Annotated in this window: 29 protein-coding genes; 17 read left to right on the top strand and 12 right to left on the bottom strand. The window is 60.1% G+C overall.

Features of this window, described 5'->3' with window-relative positions:
• Nucleotides 1–1,380 carry an NAD-dependent dihydropyrimidine dehydrogenase subunit PreA gene (gene preA / locus E7T06_RS01860; RefSeq protein ID WP_136364154.1) on the bottom strand — a complete coding sequence of 460 codons (1,380 nt, stop codon included), beginning with the start codon at nucleotides 1,378–1,380 and terminating at the stop codon, nucleotides 1–3.
• A gap of 90 nt (nucleotides 1,381–1,470) precedes the next feature.
• The gene (locus E7T06_RS01855; RefSeq protein ID WP_136364153.1) at nucleotides 1,471–2,844 is read right to left on the bottom strand and encodes an NAD(P)-dependent oxidoreductase; all 1,374 of its coding nucleotides are present in this window, start codon (nucleotides 2,842–2,844) and stop codon (nucleotides 1,471–1,473) included.
• Between the two features lie 457 nt (nucleotides 2,845–3,301).
• Between E7T06_RS01855 and E7T06_RS01850 the strand changes: the two genes are divergently transcribed.
• Entirely contained in the window at nucleotides 3,302–3,910 is a 609-nt protein-coding gene (locus tag E7T06_RS01850; protein ID WP_136364152.1) for a TetR/AcrR family transcriptional regulator, read from the top strand.
• A 175-nt stretch (nucleotides 3,911–4,085) separates the two neighbouring features.
• Here the strand turns inward: E7T06_RS01850 and E7T06_RS01845 are convergent, their stop codons facing one another.
• The 3 genes from E7T06_RS01845 to E7T06_RS01835 all read right to left on the bottom strand — a co-directional run bounded on the left by E7T06_RS01845 (nucleotide 4,086) and on the right by E7T06_RS01835 (nucleotide 6,852).
• On the bottom strand, nucleotides 4,086–4,286 hold the full coding sequence (locus E7T06_RS01845) for a PTS ascorbate transporter subunit IIC (protein WP_136364151.1): 201 nt from the start codon (nucleotides 4,284–4,286) through the stop codon (nucleotides 4,086–4,088).
• A 50-nt stretch (nucleotides 4,287–4,336) separates the two neighbouring features.
• The gene (locus tag E7T06_RS01840) at nucleotides 4,337–5,251 is read right to left on the bottom strand and encodes an SPFH domain-containing protein (protein WP_136364150.1); all 915 of its coding nucleotides are present in this window, start codon (nucleotides 5,249–5,251) and stop codon (nucleotides 4,337–4,339) included.
• A 161-nt stretch (nucleotides 5,252–5,412) separates the two neighbouring features.
• Nucleotides 5,413–6,852, bottom strand: a complete 1,440-nt coding sequence (locus tag E7T06_RS01835) for a S8 family peptidase (RefSeq protein ID WP_205750769.1) — start codon at nucleotides 6,850–6,852, stop codon at nucleotides 5,413–5,415.
• A gap of 320 nt (nucleotides 6,853–7,172) precedes the next feature.
• Here E7T06_RS01835 and E7T06_RS01830 point away from each other — a divergent pair, with 320 nt between their 5' ends.
• Entirely contained in the window at nucleotides 7,173–7,484 is a 312-nt protein-coding gene (locus E7T06_RS01830) for a hypothetical protein (protein WP_136364149.1), read from the top strand.
• A 111-nt stretch (nucleotides 7,485–7,595) separates the two neighbouring features.
• On the opposite strand, the gene E7T06_RS01825 is transcribed toward E7T06_RS01830, so the two are convergent.
• Nucleotides 7,596–7,781: a hypothetical protein gene (locus E7T06_RS01825; RefSeq protein WP_136364148.1), complete on the bottom strand. Its 186-nt coding sequence runs from the start codon at nucleotides 7,779–7,781 to the stop codon at nucleotides 7,596–7,598.
• 405 nt (nucleotides 7,782–8,186) lie between these two features.
• Here E7T06_RS01825 and E7T06_RS01820 point away from each other — a divergent pair, with 405 nt between their 5' ends.
• The 3 genes from E7T06_RS01820 (at nucleotide 8,187) to E7T06_RS01810 (ending at nucleotide 10,029) form a co-directional block, all read left to right on the top strand.
• Nucleotides 8,187–8,462: a hypothetical protein gene (locus E7T06_RS01820; RefSeq protein ID WP_136364147.1), complete on the top strand. Its 276-nt coding sequence runs from the start codon at nucleotides 8,187–8,189 to the stop codon at nucleotides 8,460–8,462.
• A 160-nt stretch (nucleotides 8,463–8,622) separates the two neighbouring features.
• Nucleotides 8,623–9,024, top strand: coding sequence for a metalloregulator ArsR/SmtB family transcription factor (locus tag E7T06_RS01815; protein WP_136364146.1), 402 nt, complete (start codon nucleotides 8,623–8,625; stop codon nucleotides 9,022–9,024).
• Nucleotides 9,025–9,168: 144 nt separating this feature from the next.
• On the top strand, nucleotides 9,169–10,029 hold the full coding sequence (locus E7T06_RS01810; protein ID WP_136364145.1) for a MurR/RpiR family transcriptional regulator: 861 nt from the start codon (nucleotides 9,169–9,171) through the stop codon (nucleotides 10,027–10,029).
• Nucleotides 10,030–10,098: 69 nt separating this feature from the next.
• On the opposite strand, the gene E7T06_RS01805 is transcribed toward E7T06_RS01810, so the two are convergent.
• Nucleotides 10,099–10,527: a GNAT family N-acetyltransferase gene (locus tag E7T06_RS01805; protein ID WP_136364144.1), complete on the bottom strand. Its 429-nt coding sequence runs from the start codon at nucleotides 10,525–10,527 to the stop codon at nucleotides 10,099–10,101.
• A gap of 101 nt (nucleotides 10,528–10,628) precedes the next feature.
• On the bottom strand, nucleotides 10,629–11,000 hold the full coding sequence (locus E7T06_RS01800) for a helix-turn-helix domain-containing protein (protein ID WP_136364143.1): 372 nt from the start codon (nucleotides 10,998–11,000) through the stop codon (nucleotides 10,629–10,631).
• 125 nt (nucleotides 11,001–11,125) lie between these two features.
• Here E7T06_RS01800 and E7T06_RS01795 point away from each other — a divergent pair, with 125 nt between their 5' ends.
• The 3 genes from E7T06_RS01795 (at nucleotide 11,126) to E7T06_RS01785 (ending at nucleotide 13,627) form a co-directional block, all read left to right on the top strand.
• Complete coding sequence (locus E7T06_RS01795; RefSeq protein WP_136364142.1) at nucleotides 11,126–12,034, top strand: NmrA family NAD(P)-binding protein; 909 nt, start codon at nucleotides 11,126–11,128, stop codon at nucleotides 12,032–12,034.
• A complete protein-coding gene (locus E7T06_RS01790) occupies nucleotides 12,031–12,654 on the top strand; it encodes an NAD(P)H-binding protein (protein WP_136364141.1) in 624 nt (207 codons plus the stop codon). Before E7T06_RS01795 ends, E7T06_RS01790 begins: the two co-directional genes overlap by 4 nt.
• A gap of 85 nt (nucleotides 12,655–12,739) precedes the next feature.
• The gene (locus E7T06_RS01785; protein ID WP_136364140.1) at nucleotides 12,740–13,627 is read left to right on the top strand and encodes an SDR family oxidoreductase; all 888 of its coding nucleotides are present in this window, start codon (nucleotides 12,740–12,742) and stop codon (nucleotides 13,625–13,627) included.
• A gap of 82 nt (nucleotides 13,628–13,709) precedes the next feature.
• On the opposite strand, the gene E7T06_RS01780 is transcribed toward E7T06_RS01785, so the two are convergent.
• From E7T06_RS01780 to E7T06_RS01765, 4 genes are all read right to left on the bottom strand, one after another.
• Nucleotides 13,710–15,047 carry a DUF2330 domain-containing protein gene (locus E7T06_RS01780; protein WP_136364139.1) on the bottom strand — a complete coding sequence of 446 codons (1,338 nt, stop codon included), beginning with the start codon at nucleotides 15,045–15,047 and terminating at the stop codon, nucleotides 13,710–13,712.
• 355 nt (nucleotides 15,048–15,402) lie between these two features.
• On the bottom strand, nucleotides 15,403–16,356 hold the full coding sequence (locus E7T06_RS01775) for a type I phosphomannose isomerase catalytic subunit (RefSeq protein WP_136364138.1): 954 nt from the start codon (nucleotides 16,354–16,356) through the stop codon (nucleotides 15,403–15,405).
• 23 nt (nucleotides 16,357–16,379) lie between these two features.
• On the bottom strand, nucleotides 16,380–16,856 hold the full coding sequence (locus tag E7T06_RS01770) for a MerR family transcriptional regulator (RefSeq protein ID WP_136364137.1): 477 nt from the start codon (nucleotides 16,854–16,856) through the stop codon (nucleotides 16,380–16,382).
• On the bottom strand, nucleotides 16,853–17,860 hold the full coding sequence (locus tag E7T06_RS01765; RefSeq protein WP_136364136.1) for an NADPH:quinone oxidoreductase family protein: 1,008 nt from the start codon (nucleotides 17,858–17,860) through the stop codon (nucleotides 16,853–16,855). The genes E7T06_RS01770 and E7T06_RS01765 overlap by 4 nt, the downstream gene beginning before the upstream one ends.
• Nucleotides 17,861–18,040: 180 nt before the next feature.
• Between E7T06_RS01765 and E7T06_RS01760 the strand changes: the two genes are divergently transcribed.
• The 9 genes from E7T06_RS01760 (at nucleotide 18,041) to E7T06_RS01720 (ending at nucleotide 26,606) form a co-directional block, all read left to right on the top strand.
• Nucleotides 18,041–19,837, top strand: a complete 1,797-nt coding sequence (locus tag E7T06_RS01760) for an acyl-CoA dehydrogenase (RefSeq protein ID WP_136364135.1) — start codon at nucleotides 18,041–18,043, stop codon at nucleotides 19,835–19,837.
• Nucleotides 19,837–20,700: an alpha/beta fold hydrolase gene (locus tag E7T06_RS01755; protein WP_136364134.1), complete on the top strand. Its 864-nt coding sequence runs from the start codon at nucleotides 19,837–19,839 to the stop codon at nucleotides 20,698–20,700. The genes E7T06_RS01760 and E7T06_RS01755 overlap by 1 nt, the downstream gene beginning before the upstream one ends.
• A 283-nt stretch (nucleotides 20,701–20,983) precedes the next feature.
• Nucleotides 20,984–21,760 (top strand): SDR family oxidoreductase, encoded by a 777-nt coding sequence (locus E7T06_RS01750; RefSeq protein ID WP_136364133.1) that lies wholly within the window; start codon nucleotides 20,984–20,986, stop codon nucleotides 21,758–21,760.
• A complete protein-coding gene (locus E7T06_RS01745; protein ID WP_136364132.1) occupies nucleotides 21,757–22,215 on the top strand; it encodes a MaoC family dehydratase in 459 nt (152 codons plus the stop codon). The genes E7T06_RS01750 and E7T06_RS01745 overlap by 4 nt, the downstream gene beginning before the upstream one ends.
• On the top strand, nucleotides 22,212–22,694 hold the full coding sequence (locus E7T06_RS01740) for a PaaI family thioesterase (RefSeq protein ID WP_240740795.1): 483 nt from the start codon (nucleotides 22,212–22,214) through the stop codon (nucleotides 22,692–22,694). Before E7T06_RS01745 ends, E7T06_RS01740 begins: the two co-directional genes overlap by 4 nt.
• Complete coding sequence (locus E7T06_RS01735) at nucleotides 22,691–23,935, top strand: acyl-CoA dehydrogenase family protein (RefSeq protein ID WP_136364131.1); 1,245 nt, start codon at nucleotides 22,691–22,693, stop codon at nucleotides 23,933–23,935. The genes E7T06_RS01740 and E7T06_RS01735 overlap by 4 nt, the downstream gene beginning before the upstream one ends.
• A gap of 1 nt (nucleotide 23,936) precedes the next feature.
• On the top strand, nucleotides 23,937–24,782 hold the full coding sequence (locus E7T06_RS01730; protein WP_136364130.1) for an SDR family oxidoreductase: 846 nt from the start codon (nucleotides 23,937–23,939) through the stop codon (nucleotides 24,780–24,782).
• Complete coding sequence (locus tag E7T06_RS01725; protein ID WP_136364129.1) at nucleotides 24,779–25,909, top strand: phosphotransferase family protein; 1,131 nt, start codon at nucleotides 24,779–24,781, stop codon at nucleotides 25,907–25,909. Before E7T06_RS01730 ends, E7T06_RS01725 begins: the two co-directional genes overlap by 4 nt.
• Complete coding sequence (locus E7T06_RS01720; RefSeq protein WP_136364128.1) at nucleotides 25,902–26,606, top strand: histidine phosphatase family protein; 705 nt, start codon at nucleotides 25,902–25,904, stop codon at nucleotides 26,604–26,606. The genes E7T06_RS01725 and E7T06_RS01720 overlap by 8 nt, the downstream gene beginning before the upstream one ends.
• The last annotated feature ends 99 nt before the right edge of the window (nucleotides 26,607–26,705 follow it).

Raw genomic sequence — 26,705 nt, 5'->3', positions numbered from 1 at the left:
TCAGTGAATCTCAATCCCAGCTTCTGCCCTATACGCTTCCATAGCGGCCCAGCTTTGCGTGACGGCGGGGCGGGCGGCAGTCAGTTCATCCCATGTCACGCTCTCGCGGCCACTTGGTACGCTGACCATTTCGATGCAGTTGTCTACCGGGCACACGTTGGCGCACAGCGCACAGCCCACGCAGTCGGGTTCGCGCACGACAGGCACGGGGCGGCTGTCGGCCACCTGCCGCCCGTTCATGCGTGGATCGAAACCGGGATCGACGCGAATTCCATCTGCCGAATAAAGATCGATGCACTGGTGCGCGGTGTCGTTGCAGGCCACGTAACAGAGGTTGCACTGAATGCATTTGTCGGGATTGATGCGGGCCACCGCCTGATAACTTAGGTCGAGCTGCCCAAACGTGCTGACCTGCGGCAAGGATTTTCCGGCAAAGTCGTAGATGGTGGCAAAACCCTTGTCGTCCATCCAGTTGCTCAGGCCGTCGATCATGTCCTCGACGATGCGGTAGCCGTAGTGCATGGCGGCGGTACACACCTGTACGGCGGTCGCCCCTAGCAGCATAAATTCGGCAGCGTCTCGCCAAGTCACGATGCCGCCCATGCCGCACACGGGCACGCCGGAACGCAGCACGCCCGGGTCGGTCATCAGTTCGGTCAGCATGTTCAGCGCAATCGGTTTGACCGCTGGCCCCGCGTAGCCGCCGTGTGTGCCGCGTCCACCGATATTGGGCGTGATCTGAAAGGTGTCCAGATCGACTTTCATGATGGAATTGATGGTGTTGATCAGGCTGAGGGCGTGTGCGCCGCCCGCAATTCCGGCATGCGCGGGTTCGATGATGTGCGTGATGTTGGGCGTCAGCTTGACGATCACCGGGAGCCTGGTGACGGACGTGACCCAGTGCGTGTTCAGCTCGCACATTTCCGGCACTTGGCCCACCGCCGCGCCCATGCCGCGCTCACTCATGCCCTGCGGACAGCCGTAATTCAGTTCTATGCCGTCTGCGCCAGTGTCCTCGATCATCATGACGATGTCGCGCCATGCCTGCGGGTCGGCGTCTACCATCGCGCTCACGATCACGGCGCGGTCAGGCCACAGCCGCTTCACTTCCGCAATTTCGCGCAGGTTCACATCCAGCGGGCGGTCTGAAATCAGTTCGACGTTATTGATGGCAAGAAGCCGTTGCCCGCCGATGCTGAGGCCGCTGTAGCGGTTGGAAATGTTGAGTACGGGTGCGCCGATAGTTTTCCAGACGGCCCCGCCCCAGCCATGTTCGAAGGCACGGTTGATCTGAAGCCCGGAATTGGTCGGTGGCGCGGAAGCCAGCCAAAACGGATTGGGGGCGCGAATGCCCGCGAAGTTGATGGACAGGTCAGCCATTGGATTCCTCCGTTTCACGGCTCTGTGAGTGTAAGGTGGAAGTGGGTTGTAGGACGTGGGCAGTGGAAAGCACAACTGGTACAACGTCCATCAGTCTGCCGGCACGTCTGTCATCAGCGCCGCCCCAATACTCGCCGCCGCGATTTTGCCGTCTTGCACGGCCATAACAGTGCTGGCACTGCCCCGCACCCGCACGCCGTCGCCGCCTGCCCACACGCGGGGCAAACTGGTTTGAAGATCGTCATTCACCTTGATATAGCCACCTTCCAGCTCCAGCCCCAGCACTTCGGCCAGCGCGGGCTTTTCCTGCCCAATGGCCTTGATCACGGTGTCGCATTCAATCACGAATTCGCTGCCTTTCACGGGTTCGGGGCGGGCGCGGCCAGAGGCGTCAGGCGCACCGAGGGCCATTTTCACGCAGCGTAGGCCCGTCACTTTGCCATGCTTACTCAGCACTTCTATCGGCTGGGTCAGGAACGTGAAGTGAATGCCCTCGTGCAGCGCAAATTCGTATTCATGGCGGTAGGCCGTCATCTCGCGCTCGGTGCGGCGGTACACCATATTCACATCGGCCCCGGCTCGGCGGGCCATCGTGGCGGCGTCTATGGCCGTGTTGCCTGCCCCAATGACTATGGCCTTGTGGCCGGGTTGAATGCTGGCGGGATTCAATTTGGCTTGCTCGATGAAATCTAGGCCGTCCAGCACATGTTCTTCACCGGGAATACCCATCGCGGGGACGGCCCCCAGACCCAGTGCCAAAAACACCGCGTGATGCTCGTTCAGCAAAATGCCCAGTTCTGCGGCTCCGCTCAGTTCATGGCCCGTTTGCACGTCCACACCCAGCGCCCGCACTGCATCCACCTCGCGCTGCGCCACCTCGATTGGTTCGCGCAGGCTGATGATGCCGTAAGTGCTGAGGCCGCCCGCCAGTTCGCGTTTTTCCAGCAACGTCACCGCGTGGCCCTGCTTGGCAAGTTCCGCCGCCGCACTGATTCCGGCGGGGCCACTGCCCACCACCGCCACCTTTTTGCCGGTCGGCGTGCCGGGCGCAAACATCTGCAATCCGCGCTCCTGCACATGGTCTACGGCGTAGCGTTGCAGCCTGCCAATCTGAATCGGCTTGTGGTCTGCGCCCAGCACGCACGCGCCTTCACAGAGTTCTTGTACCGGGCACACGCGGGCGCAGGTGCCGCCCAAAAAGTTAGATTCCAGAATGACGCGGGCACTGCCGCGCAAGTTTCCGGTGCCGATTTTTCGGATAAACGTGGGAATGTCGATGTGGGTGGGGCAGGCATGCAGGCACGGCGCGTCGTAGCAGTACAGGCAGCGGTTGGCTTCCACGCTGGCCTCGTGCTCGGTCATGGGCGGCAACAACTCTTGCCATGCACTGCCGCTGGAAGAGAGATCGGGGGAGCTGAAGGCAGAATCGGGCGGACTAGACGAACCTGACGGAATAGATGTCATGACAGACCTCGGAGTGGAGGGACGCGGCACACACGCCCGGCTGCAAGAGGTCGGTTCGTGCCCTCACGGGAGCCGATTTAACCGATGTGCATAATAGTAAGACCAATCACATCAAGCGTCAAGAGATGACAGGATGCAAGTAAAACACATTTTCTATGTCTAGATCGGTAGTTTTTGGACAGAGTGTACGGTCTTTCCGGCCAATTGAGCAGAAAATTGAATAAACCGATGAATATTTATACCCCACACTGATTGCCGACTTGGTCGGAGCAGCGTGGCCCGGCAGGATTTACCGTCTGATGAAAAGACAGCAGAAGAATGGACGTGGTAGAGCGCCCTGATTATAGGCTCTGGCAAGCACAAAATGCCGAAGCGCGTTCGTAGATTCGCAGATTCCTGACCGCTGCGTGTGCCAAAGCTCGCCCCTTAGTGCGACTGGGCTGCTAGCATTCAGCCGATGATTGACGCCGATCTGCAAGCCGCCGCGCCTGTCGGAGGCCGCAAAGAGCAGATTTACCGTGTGGCCGCTCGCCTTTTTTCGGAAGTGGGCTACCGTTCTACGTCTATGCGTGATATTGCCGCCGCGCTGAATATGAAGGCGGGCAGCTTGTATTCGCACATCACCAGCAAAGAAGACTTGCTGTGGGGCATCGTGCAGAGCGTGGCCGACGAATTTGATGAGGCGCTACTTCCCGCCCAGCGCAGTGAACTGCCGCCTGCAGACCGTCTCCGGCTGGCGCTGGAGGGCTACACCGATGTCGTGACGCGCAACTTGGAATTCTCGGCGGTGCTGTTTAGCGAGTGGCGACAATTGCCCCCGGAGCGGCAAGAAGCGGTGACGGCGCGGCGCGACGCAGTGGAGCGGGTCTTTCGGGGGATTTTGCAAGATGGCGTAGATTCCGGCGATTTTGCGCCCGATACGAATGTAAAGCTTACGGCGGTGCTGGCCTTGTCGGGCGCAAACTGGCTGCCCAATTGGTTCAGGCCGGGGGGCCGCCTAAGTCAAACTGACGTGGCCGACAGCTTTGTGGGCTTATTGTTGCGCGGAATAGAGCGGGACTATTGATCTCTGCCAAAGTTGGCGACGCTTTTCGCGCTTCACTTGTTGAAGTAGAACCAAAATTCCGCACTGGGACGATACCCCTGCACTCATAGCGTCGCAGACATATGCAGAGATCAATAAGCCGGAGCAACAACACAACTCCCCGTCCAAGATGCTGGCAACGGGGAGTTGAACTGGATTACTGCTCAGGGTTTTCTAGAGATGAGGGTGATTCTGCCGCTGCCTTCAGCGTTTGCCCCATTCGGCCCGCCTTTTTCACGCTCTGGGTCAGCAGAAATTCGATTTGGGCATTCACGCTTCGGAGATCGTCGGCGGCCCAGCGTTCTAGGGCGGCGTATAGTTCGGGACTGATCCGCAGAGGGTAGTTTTTGCGTGCCACACGCCCTCACCCGGCCCGCTTCCGGCTATCCCGCGCCACACTCAAGGCGCTCAATACAGGCTCCCCGCGTTCACGATGGGCTGGGTGCCGCGCTCGCTGGTCAGGACAACCAACAGGTTTGAAACCATTTGGGCCTTGCGTTCTTCGTCAAGTTCCACAATTTTTTGCTCCGACAGTTGCTGAAGCGCCATTTGCACCATGCCCACCGCGCCCTGAACAATTTGCGTGCGTGCGGCGATAATCGCGCTGGCTTGCTGGCGCTGAAGCATGGCCCCGGCAATTTCGGGCGAGTAGGCGAGGTGAGACAGGCGGGCTTCCAGAATTTCGACGCCCGCGTGCCGGAGCCGGGTTCCGAGTTCACGCACCAACGCTTCGGCCACTTCATCAGGGTTTCCGCGCAGGCTCATGCCCGCTTCGTCGTAATTGTCGTAGGGGTACTGCGAGGCGAGGTGGCGCAACCCTGTCTCGGCCTGAATGGCTACGAACGCTATGTAATCCTCTACGTCGAATACGGCGCGGGCAGTGTCGACGACGCGCCAAACGATGACAGCAGCAATTTCTATAGGATTGCCCATCTGATCGTTCACTTTCAAGCGCTCGGAATTGAAGTTACGAATTCTGAGCGAAATGCGCTTCCGCACAGTGAAAGGATTCGTCCAATAAAACCCGTTCCGGCGTTCTGTACCCACGTAGCGGCCAAACAAGGTGAGCAATGAGGCTTGATTGGGCTGCACGATGAAAAAACCCAGCAGGCCGAGAAAATTGAAGAAGCCTAGCAAGAGTCCTAAGACGATCTGCTCTGAGACGAGGAGCGCAAACGACAGTCCGGCTACGACAAGCCACAGCAAGACGGCAGGCACGCCCGGTAGTCCAAAGGCGCGGCGTTCTACGCTGGCAACCCCCGGCTCAGGAGAAACGCCGCTCTGGTGAGGAGGAATAACTGGAGGTTGTTCAAGTTTACTCATAGCAGGCTCCACAACAGGTGATGGCAAAGAAGCTTACAAGCCATCAAATATGTATCAAAGTGATATCACATTTTAGGCCATTTGTCCACTGCATCGGCTTGTTTCCCAAACAAAAGCCGCCCAACATTTGGACGGCCCTGAGTGCCAAATTTGGAAGGTGCTTACCGAGTGGCCGCTTTGACCGCCGCCAATGCATCAAGCTGCGCGTAACCGGCATTGGCTTGGGCACTCGCCAGCAATAGGGCGCGGGTTTGTGGGGCCGTCAGCGCGGGATTGGCCGCCCGCATCAGTGAGGCTACGCCGCTGACCAAGGGGGCCGCTTCACTGGTTCCGGCGCTGAGGCCGTAGCTGCCTTGCGAGGTGGGCCGGAGAATCAGCATGTTGTCTTGCGGGCCGCTTCCGCTGCATCCGCCTGCGCCGCCGGGGGCCACCACATCTAGGGCGCGGGAATATTTGCTGTTGGGGCGGGCGCTGTAGCAGGCCAGTGCATTCCCCGTGCCAATGGCTCCTACCGCAATCACATTGGGGTTGCTGGCAGGGTAATACACGCCGTCGTCAGGGGTATTACCCGCCGCTGCCACCAACACTGCGCTTGCCGCCGCCGCGTTCAGCGCCGTATCCAGCACTTTGTCGCCGGGGTCTTGGCCGTAATCACCGGGGACGATGCCAAAGCTCATGTTGACCACTTTTGCGCCTTGTGCAACGGCGTCGTTGAGGGCGCGGGCCACCTGCGCAGTAGACCCACCGCCTGCACCCAGCACCTTGTAAGGCATCAAATTCTGCCCGCTCCAAGTCACGGCGGCCACGCCAACTCCGTTGTTGGTGGCCGCGCCCAATAGCCCGATCACACCGGTGCCGTGCCCATCGGTGTCGTTGGTATTGGTGGTGACCGTGCTGCCTGTGTAGTTGCGTGCAGGTAGGAGCCTTCCGACCAAATCGAGGTGGCTGCTGTCGGCCCCCGTATCCAGCACAGCGGTTTTGACACTGGCGGGCGTTTTGCCGCACCCAGCCAAGAAATCCCACGCCTCCTGCGCCTTGATGCGCGGCAAATAATGTTGGGGAATAGTGGTGCCGCTGACTTGTAGGCCAGAGCGGTATCCCGGATCGTTGGGGACAGCCAACGCCTGATACACAAAATTTGGCTGAACGGTCAGGCCAGCAGCCTCAAGTCGGGCAGCCGACAATTCTTCAGATTCGCCCTCTGGCACGGTAGCCAGTGTCAGGGTAGGTGTCAGAGCCTGCACATTGACCAGCCCTAAAGCTTGTACCGACTGTGCACTCAGATTGCCCCCGCTTAGGCTGCCCGGCGTGTGCGTAATCAACAGTTCGCCGGGTACGTGCGGCGCGCTCCAATTGGGCGCAGACACCGTACTGGGCAACACCGTGCTAGCCGATACGGACGCCGAGCGAACACTTGCAGGCAACACGGCCTGCTGACAAATTTGACCTGCGCCTCCGCCCGTGCCGCCCCCCGTTCCACCATCGCCGCCGCCCAAATCGCCGCAGGCTGTAAGTAACGATAGGCAAGCAGACACGGCAGCAACACCGGGAGCAACTCTCGAACGCGCAGACACTGACCGAGCCGCAGAAGGAAAACGCATGACTTAAGGGTAGAGCATGGAGTCAATCCGTTTCTGAGGTTCCATCGGCCTTTCACAGAGCGAATCTATGAATTTTCCAAAAGAGGTGAGATTAAGATTTTAAAGATTCACTGATCCCAGTTGTGTAAAACCACACATTTTAGACCAAGCTGGCGAAAGGTATTAGGGGGTAAGAGATTTGTTGGATGTGGGCCTTTACTCTAAAACAAATGACAATTCTTCAACGGTTGGCCGATTTGAGGCGGCGGAGTCCTCTGATTCTCACAACTCTGGGTGCGCTGACCGTTTGGGGATCGGTTTCTTCGGCATCCACTTACAAGATGGATGGACTCTTGGCGATCAACGATGCGCCCTCGCCCTGCCTCGGCGTGCGCGTAAAGGTATTTGAAAATTCAAGATTAAAAACAGAAGTGACGGTCACACCTGATGGGCAAGTCAAGCCAGTGGGCCGCACTCCTACACCAGTTCCCCAATTTGCCAAAGGCACGACCTACAGCTTAGAGGGAACCTGCGTCAGCACCTCCAACACTTATCAGAATTCACAACTCAGCTTCAAGGCAGAGGGCAGAACGGTGATGGTTGTATTCACAAAAACAGGCTTCCTGTTCAAGCGGGGCGGCTTGGCCTATTAGCGTCATCCAGCACTGATTTTAGAATGCTTAAAAATTTTCAAACAGTTGAAAACAATAAAGAATCCCGCCACAGGCCTAAGCTTGGGCGGGCAATTGCTGTGTGCAAATCGATCATCGGGTACTGGGGTTAAAAGAAGCAGCTTTTTGGGGCTTGGACGCTGAAGTGATTTGGGTCTTGGCTTCGGCGTCGAGCGCCAATTGCTCCTGCACAATCTCCCGGTCTTCTCGGGTGAGGGTCAGGAAGGCGAGAACCATCATGAGGATGGTCATGCAGGCCATGACGAGAACGAATTCCATACGGCAGTGTGCGCTCGCCCAAGCAAAAGCGGATGCAAAAGCCGTTTATGGAATGTGCAACTGCCGTTGAGTCAATCTCAACAATTGGGCTGAATTTCACGTGCTAGACGCACATCGGTGATCTTAAACTCCTACATGGTAACCGTAAGAAGCAAAACATCTGATTAAATGGCGATCACCCCTCAAAATTTTACAATTCGACATGCATTTATTATCAATCTACTCACAATTCATGTAAAGCGCCGTCTATTTCAGCCTTAATATCTTAAATTGACTGTTTACTAAACAATCTTATCAGTCAGTAAACGCGGCGAATACACTTATGAAACCGAAAAAGTGCGTTTACCGTCAAATACCGACCGTGATGTTGTTCGGTTGTAAGACGGAGTGGGCTAGGGTCGAACAATGACTGAAGATGAGCGGTTTGGACGGCACGCCGAACGTCCCAAAGATTGGGATGAAGTCGAGGTCAACGCAGAAGACCTTGACCCACAACTGTTGAAACAGCAAGCCCAGATCACACAGGCGGGGGCATTCACCACCAACATTGCCGAGGCACACAGCGCCACATCGGCCAGCTTGCCTCCTAAAACGTTGCAGACCTTACAGCAAAACCGCTTTTTTGTAGTGGCTATCGCCTTGATTATCGCATTGGTAGTCATGCTGTTCGTTTTTCTCTGAACACAGTGTTTTGGATATAGGGCAAGCGATATAAAAGATTTTTGCGAGTACAAGTATATTCGAAGAAAACCCGCGCTAAACCTTGCACGTAACGTCAAATAATTTGCCCTCTCTCGTGCGGCTCGCCCCGTTCGGCCTGAGAACGCCGTATCATCAGCCTATGACGCCTACGGTTGTGCCCCTCCCCAGCGATGCCTGCGAGGTGGCCTGTGTTCACCCAGAGGCGGTGGCCCACGCTCAGGCCGCCATGCCTTCTGCCAGTGCCCTGATTCGGGCCAGCGCGGTGCTGAAAGCTGTGGCCGATCCAACCCGGCTCAGGCTGCTGTCGGCGCTAGCCAGTGGCGAACTGTGCGTCTGCGACCTCAGTGTGCTGGCCGGAACCAGTGAGAGTGCGGTCAGTCATCAATTGCGCCTTTTGCGCGATCTGGCGTTGGTGACCAACCGCAAAGAGGGCCGCGTGGTGTATTACCGCCTTGACGACGCGCATGTGACCCACCTGATCCGTGATGTGATTGCCCACGCCGCCCATACGCTCACGCCCGAACAGCGCCCACACTCCTAGCTCCGCTGAACGATCCGCCGCCCTGCGATGGGGGTAAGGCCAATTTCATCCCTCCTCCCGCTTGACGAAAATTCTTTTCAGGCGCTACGCTCCGCCCATCGATACGCCCCGTCTTCTCAATTTTGAATACTTTGGATTGCCCCTATGACCTCAGTTCGTTTGCCCAGCAGCGCCCTAGACCGGATTCGTCTGCACGGTCAAGCCCTGTCTCCCAGCTTGCGGCGAGTGGCCGAATTCGTGGTGCAGCACGCCGAAACGGTGGTGCATCAGACTATTACCGAATTGGCGAGCAGCGTCGGTGTGGGCGAGGCCACCATTACGCGCCTGTGCCACAAGCTGGAATTCGCCGGATTTCACGCCTTCAAAATCGCGTTGGCGTCGGATGTAGCCGGACGGGGGCACGCGCACGCCAGTACCGGACGGGCCACAGGCGAAGACGCCCCGAGCTTTGCAACCCGGCTGGTGCGCCAAACCACGCGCACGCTTGAAGATACGGCCCGCCTTGCCGACCCCATTTTGCTAGACACAGTGGCCCGCCAGATGGCCCGCGCCCCGCGCATAGACCTGACCGGGCAGGGCAACAGCGGTCTGGTGGCCCAGTATTTTGCCCACCGCCTGATGAGAATTGGCCTGAGTGCCACCACGTATACAGACCCGCATTTGGCCGCCGTCAGTATCAGCACCCTGCCACGTGCGGGCGTGGTGGTGGCCCTCAGCAGCAGCGGAGGCACCATCGACACCGTGCAGCACCTTAAATTGGCACAGGGACACGGGCATTACACCGTGGCGATTACCCACCACGCCAGCAGCCCAGTCACGCGTTACGCCAGCGCCGTCCTGTTTACGGCGGCGCAGGAAGACCCGCTGACCGACAAAGTCCTAGATACTCTGACCAGCCAAACGCTGCTGCTAGAACTACTGTACGCGCAACTGCTGACGCACCGCCCCGAAAGCCACGCCATGTTGCGCGTGACCGCCGAGAGCGTGGTAGACAAGAAATACTAATACGGATTCCGATTGAAAACACAATAGGCTGGCGCTTCAATCCGAGCAGAGTCCGTGTAAGTTACCGTGTCAATCCAACTTGTAGTCGAACAGCACCACATCTTCGCCCTCGCGTGTGCCCCCGGTGGCGGCATACAGCGCCACAGCAGCGGGCGTGGAATCGTGGGTCAGCACAAACATCAAGTGGGCATTGCGGGCGCGGCCCAAAGTTGTGAGGGCGTCAATTAGCGAGCGGGCCACTCCACGCCGCCGGAACGCTTCATCCGTGCCGATTTCGTACAAAAACAATTCGCGGGACAAGCCATCGGTGCGGCGCAGTTCGTGGGCGAGGGCAAATCCGGCGGGCTGGCCGTCTATAAAGGCCAGCAGGAGATGATCGGACGGCGAGGCCAGCAAATCGGCCACCGCTTGCAGCACAGGCGGATCGTCGAACAGATGGGCGGCGGCCAATACGGTGGCCTCATCGCCCACACCGAGGCGGCGCACAGTCAGGGTCATGGATCAGTGTAAAAGCTGAATGCCGTATGCCGTATCTGCCGTTTGGCACAGTGAACGCGGCCCCTCCCTGTAATTCAGGGTTGTCGCTCAGGCTGCCGTATTCAATCTGCCGCTTGCTCATTGGTAGGCTTGGAGACCTGCGCTCCGTCATCTGACGAAATGCTGCCCCAGCGGGCCATAGCCGCGATGATGTCGCCCAAGCCTTGGCCGCGTGTGGTCAGCGTGTAGTCCACACGGGGCGGCACTTCGGCGTACACGGTGCGGGTCAGCAGGCCTTCGGCTTCAAGGTGGCGCAGGCGTTCCGTGAGGGTTTTGGGCGACACCCGCCCCAGCGAGCGTTTGAGTTCGCTGTAGCGGCGTGTGCCCGCCAAAAGTTCGCGCAAGATGAGGGTCGTCCACTTGCCGCCCATGACGTGCAGCGTGCGCTCTACGCCGCATTCGGGCCGCTTGGCCATCGCCTGTCCGTATTGCATGGCTGTACTCTAGCGCTTCCCAAAAGGAACCGACATGGACACAGAGGCATGGTTTCCAAAAAGAAACTTAGGCGAAACAGTGCGCCTTCTTCCCAAGAGTCTTCTCCCCTCTTTAGGCTGCGTCTATGAGCGACTTGACCTTGGTGTACGGCGCGACGGGCGAACAGGGCGGCCCAGTGGCACAAGAAATTTTGAAGCGGGGAGCGGCGGTGCGCGTGATGGTGCGTCGTCCAGAGCGGGCAGCGTATTTGGCCGCACGAGGAGCCGAAGTGTTGGTGGGCGATATTCAAGAGAAGGCCGATGTTCAGCGGGCTTTTGAGGGCGTCACGCGGCTTTCGCTGACACTGCCGCTGGGTGGTGATCCGCTTGCAGCTACAGGGCTTGCAGTGCAGGCAGCGAAGGCCGCCGGAGTGCGCCGAATGGTGCTGAATACCAGTGGTCAGACGCCCGACACGCCGACCGGTGTGCCGATGATGGACTACCGTTTGCCTCTGGAACAACTGGTGCGTGAGAGCGGCCTCAGCGCTTTGATCCTGCGCCCCACCGCCTACCTGCAAAACCTGTTGGGGCCTTGGGCGCGGCCTGCGGTGGTGGCCGACGATACTTTGGCCTACCCGATTCCCGACACCCACCGCGTTTCTTGGTTGGCCGCCGAAGATTTGGGGCCACTGACCGCTGAGGCCTTAGAGCGCAGCGACCTGACCGGACACCTGAACGTAGGCGGGCCGGAGGCTCTGACTGGGCCAGAGTTGGCCGCACACTTGTCTGACGCTGTGGGCCGCCATATCCGTTATCAGGCCACGACGCCCGAAGCGTTCGGCGGCCAAATGGCGCAGGTCTTCGGGCCAGAAATGGGGGAGGCCGCCACCCGCGCCTACCGCCTGACTTGGGAAGGAGCGCCGGACGCGATGGCTATCAATCCTGCCGCGCTGCACGCCGCTTTGCCTGTCATCATGACTTCTTTTGCCGACTGGCTGGCCCTTCATAGCGCTGCTTTTCAACCGGAATCTACCGGTATGGAGGCCGCGCAATGAACATTGCTTTGTTGGGCGGCACAGGACGTACCGGACGGCTGATTTTAGATTTGGCGCTGGAGCGCGGCCACACGGTGCAGGTGTTGGCCCGCAGCCCGGAAAAGCTCAACAAACGCTCGCCTGCCCTTATGGTCGTTCAGGGCGAAATTACCGACAATACGGCTATGTCGCAGGTCTTGACCGGAACCGAGGTGGTCATCAGTGCGCTTGGCCCGGTCAAAGGCGGCTCTAAAACGGTGATGACCGACGCGGCCACGCAACTGCTGGATTTGATGCCCAGAGCGGGCGTGCGGCGGCTGATTACCCTCACGGGCGCGGGCGTGCCGCATCCCGGCGATCAACCCAAACTGATCGACAATGTGTTCCGAACGCTGCTGAAAGTGATGCAGGCCGATGTACTGCGCGATTCGGTGGCCCACGCCGACCTGATCCGCGCTTCCACTCTGGACTGGACAATCGTGCGTGCGCCGATGCTGCAAGACGGCCCGATTACGCCCATAAAAAGCGGGCCTGTGGGCCACACTGGGCCGCGTGTGACCCGTGCCAGCGTCGCCGCCTTCATGCTGGACGCTGCCGAGGCAAGCACATCCATTCGGCAAGCTCCAGCCGTGAGCAACTGATGGAGCCAGAGTCTTTGCCTGCCAGCCTTTCCAAACCGAATTTCACTTCTCATCAACGCGGGTGCGTAGGCCCCACACTGCACCCATGACTGAGCCAGAAACCCACACAGAACTCCAGCCCGCCTCTCCCCTGTTGTTCGTGATGGGCGCGACCGGCAACATGGGCGGCGAAATTGCGCGGCAACTGCTGGCGGCGGGTGCGCGGGTACGGGTGGGCGTGCGCTCGCCCGAACGCGTGACTGAATCGGGGGCGTTTGCGGGGGCCGAGATTGCCCACTTCGATGCCTCTGACGCCAGCAGTTTTGGGGCGCTGGCAGGCGTGCAGCGCATGTTCCTGTTGTGGCCTCCCGGCACCGACGTGACGAAGGACGTGCTGCCCGTAATCGCGGCAGCCAAAGAACACGGCGTTCAACAGATGGTGTTCTTGTCTATTTTGGGCGCAGAACGGGTGCGGATCGTGCCGCACCGCCGAGTCGAGCAGGCGTTGGAGGCGTCGGGCATGGCGTGGGTGTTTTTGCGGGCCAGTTACTTTATGCAAAACCTGAGCGGCGTTCACCGCGACGATATTCGGGTACGCCGCGAAATCTTTTTGCCTGCCGGACAGGGCCGCACCAGCTTTGTAGATGTGCGCGATGTAGCGGCGGTAGGCGCAAAAGCCCTGATGGAAGGCCACCGCAACCGCGCCTACAACCTCACGGGCGGGGCGGCACTGACCTATGCACAGGCCGCCGGTATTTTCAGCGTGACGCTCGGCAAACGCGTGCGCTATGTCAGTCCGTCGCCCATCCGGTTTGTGCGTGTGGTCCACCAACGGGGCACCGCCTGGACATTTGCGCTGTTTATGCTGGCCGAATACACGGTTGCCAAACTGGGACTGGCCGCAGAAGTGAGCACCACCGTAGCCGAAGTCTTGGGCCGCCCACCGATCAGCCTGCGCCAATTTGCCGAAGACTTCCGGAAAGTGTGGCTGTAGGCTGTCTTATACGGATTCCGTAGGAAAGAATACGGGCTACGCGATATGGCGGAATTAAACGGAGTCCGTAGTACACCTTCTTCTATTCCGCCATGCGTTGCCGAATGTGGTTGATATTCCAGCCCGTCAGGTTGGCTAACGTTTGGGCCTGAGTCTCGTTGCGGCGTTTCAGGTCGGCTTTGTAGGTCTTCAGCGCTGCACAGCTTCCGCCACCCTCGTAGGCATGGCGCAGAATGTATCGGCCCTGAAAAGTGTTCTGGTTAGGCGTGACCTTAAACTGCAAATCTTCGGGGAAGGTGGCGGCGGTGTAGCGCACATGCAGGCGCGTGAGGAACACGGGTTTGGCCTGCCCTTCCGGTTGGGGGACAATGCCCCCCGTTGCCCCACCAAAACCGTCTTCCTGCCGCCAAAACACGCCCGCCGCCCTCAGTTCGGCGGAGGTGGGCGGCTCGCTGGAACAGGGATCGCAGTTGTTGGTATTCCACGCATATTCCAACAAGGCCACGCTTTTGCCCTCGCGCTCGTAGGCCCGCCGGAACACATGGCGGTAAAACGGCGCGAACTGGTCTTTCACCAGCATCGGCACTTCCTTGTCGGTGGGAATGGCGGCGGTGCGGTAGTTGCTGGTTTCTATGCGGCCCTGCGGCGACAGCAGGTACACGGTCAGGTCTTGTTCGCCCGGAGAATTCAGCGTACCGAGGCGAATGGGCAACATGAACTTTTCTGACGTATACGACAGCACGATGGGGTTCAGAAAGCCGCCGCCACTGGCGTCAAAGCGCTCCATGTTCACGCGCACCACAAAAAACTTCATGCCGCCCTTCAGGTAACCGCCCAACATGGCATCGGCACCGGCGGGCAATGTGTAGCCCTCACCACGCAGATAGGTCGCCAAACCCGTTTGCTGGGTCGCGCTCAAAATGTCGATGTCGTATTCCCCGACCTGATAACTGGCCTCAATTTTGACGCCGAGGGCGTTGGCACGGGCCTGAGCAGGACTGGCCTGAGGTGCGCTGGTCGTCGGCATCGCCATGTCGTACACCACAGGTGGCGCACAAGGATTCTCGTCGAAGTACTCCACCAGCCTCGGCGCACTGTAAGCGTCCAACTTTTTCACGATGCTGGGGTCACCAATCCGGATGTCTTCGCGCTTTGGCACGACAGGAATAGGCACGATGCGGGCAAAATCTTTGGCGCTGCCCTGATAGTCGTTCATCATGGTAAATACGCTGCGGTTGCCGTCGCGGGCAATGATGACCTGATTGGAGCGGTTGAAGATTTTGCTGTCACCCTTGGCGACAAAAAACCCGCAAAAGGCCGCCGCAGACGAGGCGAGGCCAAAGCCGACCAATGTCCAGAGCCGCCGCTGAGCGGGCGTGCCGACCTGCATTCCCATGTTGATCCGAGTGTTCTTAGACATCTGGCCCCCTGATCGTTTGCACTGATGAGCTGTCCTGTCTGGTTGACGCTCTCGAGAGATGTTCGTGAAGTCGGTGACCTTCTCAGTATAAGAATGACATTCGGTTCAGCAAGCGTCGTCCACTCCACTGACCCAATTCTGACGCCGCGCACACGCTGGGCCAACTCGTCTGTGGGAGTGTCGTACAGACTCCGGGTCAGAGAATGTGGAGAAGGCGTTGTGCCGCTCAGCTCTCCGACCGTCTGCGTTCTTGTCGCATTGATTCGGAGTAGATATCGGCTGAGACGGCGAAATCTGGCTCTACAAAAGTTGCTCGTCACGTGACGAGCAACTTTTTGAGTGCTGTAAGAGCGGCTTAAGGCAAGCGCGAACGCAGCGCCTGAAACTCTCCGCTGAGCCGATATGCGCCCGCTGCCGCTGGAACAACCACCGAGGCCAAAGCACCCAGCGTCAACCGTTCTGCCCCGGCCTGTAGCGTCATCTCCCCTGCCATAACCGTGATCGCGTGAAAGCTCTGGCCTTGCGTGTCAGCCAACAGTTCTGGCCCGCTGAATCGCTCCAGCACGAAGTAAGGGCAAGACGTAAGCACTTGACTCTGGCCCGGTGCGGCGGCAGCTGCGGGTTCGGGCTGGGCACGGTTCGTCGTCGTCACCGCCGCACTTTTCTCCAGATGCAAGGCGCGGCCTGCGCTGGCGGGACGATCCCAATCATAGACGCGGTAAGTGGTGTCACTGGTCTGCTGCACCTCATACAGCAGCAGCCCCGGCCCAAGCGCGTGCAGCGTTCCGGCGGGCATCATCACCGTGTCGCCCGCCCCCACGGGCCAGCGTTCGGCGTAGTCCATCACATCACCGCGCAAAATGGCGGCTTTCAGATCATCGGCGTCTGTCCCTTCCCGGATTCCGGCGATCAATTCCGCGCCAGCCTCGGCCTCCAAGATGTGCCATGCCTCGGTTTTGCCTAACTCGCCCGCGCCTTCTAACTCCGCTGCCTGCTCGTTGTTGGGATGAACCTGCACGCTCAGCCAGTCGGCGCAGTCCAGCAGCTTGATCAGCAGCGGAAAGCGGGAGCCTTTGGCCTGCGTTCCCAATAGTTCAGCGGGGAACCGGGCGGTGAGATCGCCTAAGCTTTGGCCTGCAAACGGGCCAGTTTGAATCCGGTTACCTTCGTACACTGCCCAAGCTTCGCCAATCGGCCCGTCTTCCCCAGTCTGACCCAACTGCTTCAAACGGGAGCCGCCCCACACGCGCTCGGTCAAGCGGGTATCCAGCAAAAGCGGCGATGTGGGGGCCAGATCAGAAGCGGTCACGGCACTTATTCTAGCCGCGCAGCCTAACCCTCCAGTTCCGGCTCGTCTTCTTCCTGCGGTGGGCCAGCATCTAACCCTTCTACACCCGTAAAACGTTTGGTCAGCCAGCGGTCAAAGCGCTTCAGATTCTCGGCCTGACGGTCATAGGCGGCGTTCAGGTCACGTAGGCGGGCGTGCACGACGCGCAACCGTTCATCCGACAGGGGAATATCGGCCCGCGTCCAGTCGTGGCGGTACATGCCCTCTACCGTGTGTGTGGCGCGGCGCAGCCTGACCATATCGGCCACCTCGTCCAGCGGCACACCCAACGCCCGCAAATCCAAAATGTCGCGGAGGAGGCGCATAGCATATGGCCCGTACAATGCCCGCCCCGACGCCGTGACCTGATCGGGGGCCAGCAGGCCAATTTCGGCGTAATGCATGACCGTGCGGCGCGTGACTGCGGCGGCGCGGGCCAGTTCTGCGGTGGTGAAATAGGTGATTGGTACAGCCTTGGTCAAGGCGTGACCACCACTTTGCCCGTGACTTCTCGGTTCAGTAGGGCACGGAGGGCTTCCGGCGTGCGCTCCAAGGAATAGCGGGCGCTGACAAAGGGCCGCAAGGTGCCGTCCACCACCCAGCCTGCCAACTGCGCCAGATTCGCAGCGTTGCCGCGAGGATTGCGGCGGGCAAACTCGCCCCAGAACACGCCCACCACCGACGCCCCTTTGAGGAGCGGCAAGTTGAGCGGCAGCTTGGGTACGCCGCCCGCCGCAAACCCCACCACCAGCAAGCGCCCACCCCAGCCGATAGACCGGAACGCGGTTTCTGTGAAGTCGCCGCCCACCGGATCAAAAATGACGTCCGGGCCTTTGCCGTCGGTGAGGGCTTTCAGTTCGTCGCGCAGGTTGCCAGAGCTATAGTTGATCCCTGCATCGGCTCCGTGCTCCAAGCACAGCTTCACCTTTTCATCGGTGCCTGCCGCCGCGATGACCCGCGCTCCCATGGCCTTGCCAATCGCCACCGCTGCGAGGCCCACGCCGCCCGCCGCGCCCAAGACCAAGAGGGTTTCTCCAGCCTTGAGTGCAGCACGGTCAGACAGGGCGTGCATAGACGTGCCGTAAGCCAGCGGCAAGCAGGCGGCCACGTCAAAGTCCATGCTGTCGGGGATGGGCATCACGGCATGGGCCGGGGCGATCAGGTGCGAGGCGAAGGCACCCGTACCCGTAAAGGCCGCTACCCGCACGCCCACCGCCAGATGAGTCACGCCCTCCCCTACCGCTGCCACAACGCCCGCAGCCTCGGCCCCCGGCACAAACGGCAGTGGTGGGCGCACCTGATAGAGGCCCTGTACCATCAGCGCATCGGGGTAGTTGACACCCGCAGCACGCACGGCAATCAGCACTTCGCCGGGGCCGGGGACGGGCATGGGCCGAGGTTCCACCGTCAGAGTTTCGGGTTCGTCGAAGGCTTGGCACAGCACGGCTTGGTAAGTGTTGCTTTCATCAGGTTGGGGAACAGTCATGGCAAAACCTCCGGGGAGAACAGAAAGAAACGGGCCTGCACGTTGGCTCAACTCTAACCCGGAGATATCCGCGCAGGTTACAAATTGACGTGCGCGTACATTCCTGACATGCTACCGCTGAACCCGCACGACAACCCTGACAACCCTAGCCCCCCCATTCTGATCCGAGGTGAAGCTCTTATGGCCCCCTTTCTGAGCAAACGTGACCTGAATTTTCAGTTATTTGAAGTGCTGAGCAGCGCCGACCTGCCCGCCCGCACGCGGTTCGCGGGGCAATCTCGCGCCGACTACGAAGACATTTTGGGACTGGCCTATACGGTGGCCGAACGCCACTTTTTGCCCCACGCCCGCGAAGCCGACCTGAATGAACCACACGTAGAAAACGGCAAAGTCCGGCTGGTGCCCGGCGCACAGCAGGCGGTAAACGCCTTCCGCGAAGCCGGGTTTCTCAGCGCCCACCACGACGAAGAATTGGGCGGCCTGCAACTGCCGTGGGTCATCGTGCAAGCAGTGATGGCCCACTTTCAGGCGGCCAATATCGCCACCAGCGGCTATCCCTTTCTGACCATCGGTAATGCCAATCTTCAGCGCGAATTTGCCAGCGCAGAACAGCAGCAAAAATATATGTTGCCGCTGCTGGAAGGCCGCTGGTTCGGTACGATGGCTTTATCTGAACCGCAGGCGGGATCAGGATTGGCCGACATTACGACGTCTGCCACGCCGCTGGAAGACGGCACCTATTCCATACGCGGCAGCAAGATGTGGATTTCGGGCGGCGAACACGAACTGTCAGAGAACATCGTTCATCTGGTGCTGGCCCGCGTCAAGGGCGCTCCGGCGGGCGTCAAGGGCATCAGTCTGTTTATCGTGCCGCGCTACCGGGTGCAAGCTGACGGCAACGTGGGCGAGCCGAATAACGTGGTGCTGGCGGGCCTGAATCACAAAATGGGCTACCGGGGCACCTCCAATACGCTGCTTAATTTTGGCGAGGGCGGCGACAGCATCGGCGAATTGGTGGGCGAAGCGGGGCGCGGGCTGGCCTACATGTTCCATATGATGAACGAGGCCCGAATCGGTGTGGGAATGGGCGCAGTGATGCTGGGCTACGCCGGATACATGGCGAGTGTGGAGTACGCCCGCGAGCGCAGGCAGGGCCGCCCCGCCGCCGACCGCAACCCGGAAAGCCAAGCCATTCCCATCATCGGACACGCCGATGTCAGGCGCTTGCTGCTGCGGCAAAAGGCGTTTGTAGAAGGCGGATTGGCGCTGGGGCTGTATGCGTCCAGCCTCGTGGACGACCTGACGACTGGCCCTGAAGACCGCCGCACCGATACAAGCCTGCTGCTGGATCTGCTGACGCCCATCGTAAAAAGTTGGCCCAGCAAATACAGTCAAGAAGCCCTCAGTGACGCCATTCAAGTCCTCGGCGGCGCAGGCTACACCCGTGACTATCCGGTAGAACAGCTCTACCGCGATAACCGCCTGAATCCCATTCACGAAGGTACCGAAGGCATTCAGGGCAACGACCTGCTGGGGCGCAAGCTGACGCAGGCGAGCGGGCGCGCGTTAGACGTGCTGCTGGGCCAGATTCAGACAGAAGTGGCTGCCTCGGAAGGGTTGGAAGGCGTGGCCGAAATCCGCGCCGCGCTGACGATTGCGTTGGCCCAAAACGGCAAGGCCATTCACGCGATTTTGGGCAAAGCCGCCGACCTCGGCCCCGACCTATTTTTGGCGAACGCCAACAGTGCGCTGGAAATGCTGGGGCATACCGTGATCGGCTGGATGTGGCTGAGGCAAGCCAACGCCGCCGCCCGCGCTTTGGGACATGCCAAGCCCACCGACGCCAATTTCTACCGGGGCAAACTTCAAGCGGCCCGCTTTTTTGCCGTGTATGAACTGCCCAAGGTGAAGGCCCACGCCGATCTTCTTGCGGCAGCAGACCGGACCACCTTCGATATGCAGGAGGACTGGTTCTAATGACCCAAGATATTTCTAGCCCCAACACGGCTCAAACTCACCCGCATATTCCTGCCCCAAAGCGCGTCAGTGTTGGCGCACATAGCCTCGCTTATGATGAAATCACCCCCGAACACCCACAGGGCAACGTCCTATTTTTGACCGGACTGGGCAGCAACCGCCTCGGCTGGCGCTTACAACTCCCTGTGTTCGGGCAGACTTACCGTGCCCTGAGTTTGGATCACCGGGATACGGGCGACAGCGACCCCGTAGACGCCGACTACTCCACCACTGACCAGGCCGATGACGCCGCTGCACTCTTGCGGGCCGTGAACGCCGCGCCAGCGCACATTGTCGGCATCAGCATGGGCGGGTTCGTGGGACTGAATTTGGCCGTGCGGCACCCAGAAGTAGTGCGGAGCCTGACGTTGGTGGCGACTTCAGCGGGCGGTGCGGGCCACGTGCATCCCGACCCAGCCGGACTGGAAGCCCTGCGGCCCGACTTCACCCTGACTCCGGGCGAACGTGCCCGGAGTACCTATAGCCTGATGATGGCCCCCGATTTCGTGGCGGCGCGGCCCGATACGCTAGACGCCATCGCCGCCGCAGCCTCTTACCGCCCGCTGACGCCCGAACGTTACGCCCGCCAATTCCGCTCTACCCGCACGCATGACGTGACGGCCCAACTTGCTGATTTGCGTGTGCCGACGCTGGTGCTGCACGGAAACGCCGACCCGCTGGTGCGTTTTGAGAATGGACAACACTTGGCGGCGCAGATTCCGGGAGCAGAATTCATCACGTATGCAGGCGCGGGCCACATTCCAACGCTGGAACGGTTGACTGAGTTCAACCGGGACGTGTTGGCTTTTATCGGCAAGCACTGAAAGGCGTTGGTTGGCGGTAGAGATTGTAGATCGTGGGAAAGGAGTGGCAGCCTCAGAGTCTATATCGTGTGCGAATATCCAAAATTCATAGTGTGTCATGTAAATTTTGCGTGCTAGACAGAGCTTTTGCCTCAGTATCACTCTGCTCGTCACGTGACGAGCAACTTTAAACTCTTACAGAGGCGAGCAAAATATCCGTTAACGTTCAGAATTGACGTGCACGTACATTTCTAGTTATGCTGCACGGGCAACTCAACCCGACAACCCTAGCTCTGGAGGCGACATGGCCCTAAAAGAACTGCTGGACTTGACTGGAAAAACCGCCCTGATTACGGGCGGCTCGCGTGGGCTTGGCCTGCAAATTGCTGAAGCGTTGGGCGAATATGGGGCGAGAGTCGTCCTGACGGCCCGCAAGCAAAACGAATTGGATGAAGCCAAGGCGCACCTGACCGCGCTGGGCATAGAGGCGCATGTGTACGCCAACGATCTGGGTGCGTTCGACACGATTGACCCTGTTGTAGAGCGCATCGTGGCCGAAGTGGGGCCAATTCATATTCTGGTGAACAACGCCGGGGCGACGTGGGGCGCATCGACCGTAGATCACCCGCTGGACGCTTGGCTGAAAGTCATCAATGTGAACCTCAACGGCCTGTTTTTGATCACCCAGAGCGTGCTGAAGCGCTGTATGTTGCCGCAGGGCGCGGGCCGAATCATCAACATTGCCAGTGTTGCCGGGTTGCAGGGCAACGACCCCCGCATGACGCCTACGCTGGCCTACAACACCAGCAAAGGCGGCGTGGTCAATTTTACCCGCACGCTGGCCGCCGAACTCGCCCCGGACGGCATTACCGTCAATTCCATCTGCCCCGGTTACTTTCCCACCAAGATGACCAAAGGCACGCTCGCATATGGCGAACAAGCAATTTTGGCCGCCACGCCTATGCACCGTCTCGGCACCGACGCCGACCTGAAGGGCCTCGCGCTGCTGCTGGCGAGTGATGCGAGTGCGTATATCACTGGGCAAAACATTGCTGTAGACGGCGGCATTACCAGCGTATGACTAAGCTCATGGCCTCGGAATTGCCCCAGCACATCGGGCAGGAAGTGGCGCTGTCGGAGTGGATCGAGATGACGCAGGAGCGCATCAACGCTTTTGCCGATGCGACGGGCGACCATCAGTTCATTCATGTGGACGCTGAGCGGGCCGCTGCTGGCCCATTTGGAACCACCATCGCGCATGGCTTCCTTACGCTGTCGCTTTTGGCCGGAGAATTTATGAACCGGGGCGGCGCACCCGACATTCAGGGCGTGCGCATGACCGTCAATTACGGCCTGAACCGCGTGCGCTTTATCGCGCCTGTACCGGTGGGCAGCCGCCTTCGCAACCGCGCCATGTTGCAATCGGCAGAAGTTGGAGCCGGATACATGCAAATTACAGTGCTGAATACGGTTGAGTTGGAAGGCTTCGATAAGCCCGCTGCAACGGCGGAATCGGTGTTCCGGGTGTATGTATGACCACTCCTGACCCATCCGGCATCCTGTCGCCTGCCGCGCAGGAATTGATGCAGCGCGGCGCGGAAGGCAGCGCGTTCACGCAGTGGATCGGCACGCGGCTGAGACGCTTCGAGCCGGGCAAAGTGGAGATCGAGATCGATCTGCGCCCCAATATGACGCAGCATCACGGACAGGCACACGGCGCGATCATCGGGTATCTGGCCGATACGGTGAGCGCTTGGGCTGCTGCCAGCCTGGCCGGAGACGTGGTGACGGCTGAATACAAACTGAACTTTTTGGCCCCCGCACGCGGCGAAACTCTCTGGGCGCGGGGCGAAGTCTTGCGGGCCGGGAAGCGTCAAGTGGTGGTGCGGGCCGATGTCTACGTGACCCAAGACGGCACAGACACGCTGGTAGCGGTGGCGCTGGCGACCATCGCCCCAGTCGGCAAAGCACCCAAAACTACACCCGAAGCCAGCACAGCACAGGAGTCCCCATGACCGTATTCGACATTTCTCCGCGCACCACTGACCTCCGCTCGCGCCTGACGCAGTTTATGACCGACCATGTGTATCCCAACGAGGCGGAGTTTGACCGTCAAGTGAATACGGGCAACCGCTGGGAACATATTCAACTCATCGAAGACTTGAAGCCGAAGGCGCGGGAAGTGGGGCTATGGAATCTGTTTTTGCCGCCTGCCAGCGACCCGCAGGGCGAATACGGCCCCGGCCTCAGCAATTTGGAGTATGCGCCGCTGTGCGAAATCATGGGCCGCGTGTGGTGGGCACCCGAAATTTTCAACTGCAACGCCCCCGATACAGGGAACATGGAAGTGCTGGCCCGCTACGGCACGCCCGAACAGCAGGCGAAGTGGCTGCGGCCCCTGCTGAACGGTGAAATTCGCTCGGCCTTCTCCATGACCGAACCCGAAGTGGCTTCCAGCGACGCAACCAATATTCAGAGCAGCATTGTGCGGGACGGTGACGACTACGTCATCAATGGGCGGAAATGGTGGACGAGCGGCGCGGGCGATCCTCGCTGCCAGATCAGCATTTTTATGGGCAAGACCGACCCGGACGCGGCCAAACACCTTCAGCAATCCATGATTTTGGTGCCGATGGACACGCCCGGCGTAACGGTGACGCGCATGCTGACCGTGTTCGGCTACGACGACGCGCCGCACGGCCACGCCGAAATGACCTTCGAGAATGTGCGCGTGCCCGCCTCTAACCTGCTGCTAGGCGAGGGCCGGGGCTTTGAAATCGCGCAGGGACGACTGGGGCCAGGACGCATCCACCACTGCATGAGGCTCATCGGGCAAGCGGAACGGGCGCTGGAATTTATGGTGGCGCGGGCCGGGGCGCGGGTGGCGTTCGGTAAACCTTTGGCCGCCCACCAGCACGTGCGCGAACTGATTGCACAGAGCCGCATGGAAATAGATCAGGCCCGCCTGCTGACCCTGAACGCCGCGCACATGATGGATACGGTGGGCAACAAGGAAGCGCGGGGGCAGATTGCCGCCATCAAGGTGGTTGCGCCCAACGTGGCCCTGCGCGTCATCGACCGGGCTATTCAGGTGTTCGGCGGCGCGGGTGTGAGCCAAGACACCCCGCTGGCCGCCATGTACGCGCAGGCCCGCACGCTGCGTCTGGCCGATGGCCCCGACATCGTGCATACCGAAACGGTGGCGAAAGAGGAACTGAAACGGCAGGGCGTGGAGTACCGGACGGGGAGGAACTAGGATGGAGTTTAAGGGCAAAATCATCGTAGTGACGGGCGCGGCCAGCGGCATCGGGCTGGCGCTGACGAAGCGATTTGTGCAGGAAGGGGCAACCGTGATTGCCTCTGACCTGAAAGCGGAAGCGGGCGCGAAACAGGCGGCTGAAGCTGGGGCACGCTTTGTTCAGGCCGATGTGGGGCAGGAAGCCGACGTGGTGCGCCTGATTGACGACGTATTGGGCAACGAGGGCCAGATCGACCTGTTCTGCTCGAATGCCGGAATTGCCATCGGTGCGGGGCCGGAAACGCTGGACAAGCACTGGGATCTGATTCACCGCGTAAACGTGATGAGCCACGTCTGGGCCGCCCGCACACTGTTGCCGCACTACCTAGAACGGGGCGAAGGCTACTTCCTGAATACCGCGTCGGCGGCGGGCCTGCTGACCGAACTGCATTCCGCGCCCTACGCCGTGACCAAACATGCGGCGCTGGCATTTGCCGAATGGCTGGGGATTACCTACCGCAACCGGGGCATTTTCGTTTCGGCCCTGTGTCCGGAAGGCGTGTGGACACCCATGATCGAAAATGCGCCGATTTTGCAGCAGACGGCAATTACGACGGATGAGTTGGTAGAAAAAACGTTGGCCGCCCTGCGCGAAAACCGCTTTTTGATCACGACGCACGAAGCCACGTTGCCCGCCGCACAACTGAAGGCCAGCGACAACGAAAAATGGATGGGCAAAATGGTGCGTTTGCGTGAAAAAGCGATGGGCTTGCTGGCGGGACATGAGGCGTTTGGTGGGGGAGAAGCCGCCAAAGTTGCAGCCATACAAACGGCGGAGGCTCCGCGAACGGAAGGCAGCACGTGACCGACACGTCTCCGGTGCGGGCTGGGGAAGAACTGCCGTTGGAGGCGTTGCGCGAAGCCTTGCGCGGGCGTGTGGCAGGCGATGTGGACGCCCTCACCGTAGAGCAGTTTCCGGGCGGATTTTCCAACTTGACTTACTTGGTGAACTTAGGGAAGCAAGGCAGCGTTCAAACAGAGTATGTCCTGCGCCGCGCCCCGCTGGGGCCAGTGCCCAAAGGGGCGCACGACATGGCCCGCGAATTCCGGTTGTTGGAGCGGGTGTATCCGGTGTTTCCGCAAGCGCCCAAGCCTGCATTGTTGGTCGAGGACCCGGCAATTTTAGGCTCGCCCTTTTACCTGATGGAACGCCGCAACGGGCTGATCGTGCGAGACCGCATGCCGCCCGAATTGGCACAGAGTTTGGACGCCCCGCAAAAGCTTTCTTACGCACTGGCCGATACTTTGGCAGCCCTGCACGCCGTAGACATTGAGGCGGCGGGCCTCAGCGACATTGGGCGGGCTGCTGGCTTTAATGGGCGGCAAGTGGAAGGCTGGGCTGGGCGTTGGCGCAGGGCCAGAACCGACGATTTGCCGTCTGTGAGCGAACTGCGGGATGAACTTGTGATCGGTTGGCTTACGGCCCACACGCCGACCGAGAGCGCACACACCCTCGTTCACAACGATTTTAAGCTGGACAATCTGATGGTTGACCCCGCCAACCCTGCCCACGTGACGGCGCTGCTGGACTGGGAGATGACGACGGTGGGCGACCCACTGGCCGATCTGGGCCTGACGCTGACCTACTGGGCCATGCCGGAGCAACCGGGCGGCAAGCAGAGCCGGGTAGGGGCTGCCGCTAGCGCCGAAGGCTTTTTGACCCGTGAAGCCCTCCTGGAACGCTACGCCGCCCAATCCGGACGCGACGTGTCGGGCGTGCTGTGGTACGAGGTGCTAGGGCATTTCAAGCTGGCGGTGATCGTGCAGCAAATCTATGCCCGTTACCGCGCTGGGCAAACCCAAGACCCCCGGTTTGCCCCACTGGGACAGCAAGCGGCGTGGCTGATGGGCGAGGCGTGGCGGCGTATTACCGAGACGGCGAGCGCGGCGGAGGGAGCCGAATTCGTGCCGGAAGTCGTTCCAGATGAGTGAACTGATTCTGGTGCGGCACGGGCAGGCTACCCCGTTCGAGGCCGACACGGATCGACTTTCTTCGTTAGGTGAGGAGCAGGCGCGGGCGGTGGGTGTGCATCTGGCTTCGGTGGGACTTGAACCCACGGATGTAATCTGCGGCCCATTGGTGCGCCAACGCGAAAGCGCACGGTTGGCACATGCCGCAAGTGGGGGAGACTGGCCCGCAATTGTCACCGAACCACGATTGGCAGAGTATGACGGCGACGGCTTGATGCAGTACCTCGCCCCCGTGTTGGCCGCTCAGAATCTGGAGTTTGCAGGGTTGATGAACGCCTTCCAGATTCACCGCAACTCCCCGGAACGCAACCGCCATTTTCAGCGAATGCTGGAGCCACTCACTGCTGCCTATTTGCGCGGTGAGGTGACACACGCAGAAGTAGAGCCTTGGGCCGATTTCCGGGGGCGGGTGCGAGGGTTCTTGCATGATCTGCTGGCGGGGCCATCCGGACGCACAGTCCTGGTCTTCACCAGCGGCGGCGTGATCGGCGTTACGGTGGCTGCCGTGCTGCAAGCGCCAGATCCCTCGGCTCTTTCCCTGAATTGGCGGGTGCGGAATGCCAGCCTGACCCGTGTCACATATGGCGCTGGGCGAGCCAGTTTGGACAGCTTCAACGAAACGGGCCACCTCACGTCAGAATTGCAGAGTTGGCGCTAGCAGGGGAGAAGGAAGCGAGTTAAACTGCGTCCAACACACTTGTTTTTAATGTCGGTCATTCTGCTCGTCACGTGACGAGCAACTTAGGTTCCAACTGCC

The sequence above is a fragment of the Deinococcus sp. Arct2-2 genome (assembly GCF_004801315.1).
Lineage (GTDB): Bacteria > Deinococcota > Deinococci > Deinococcales > Deinococcaceae > Deinococcus.
Note: the sequence above shows the minus strand (reverse complement) of the source record. Positions and strands in the feature narration are given on the sequence as shown.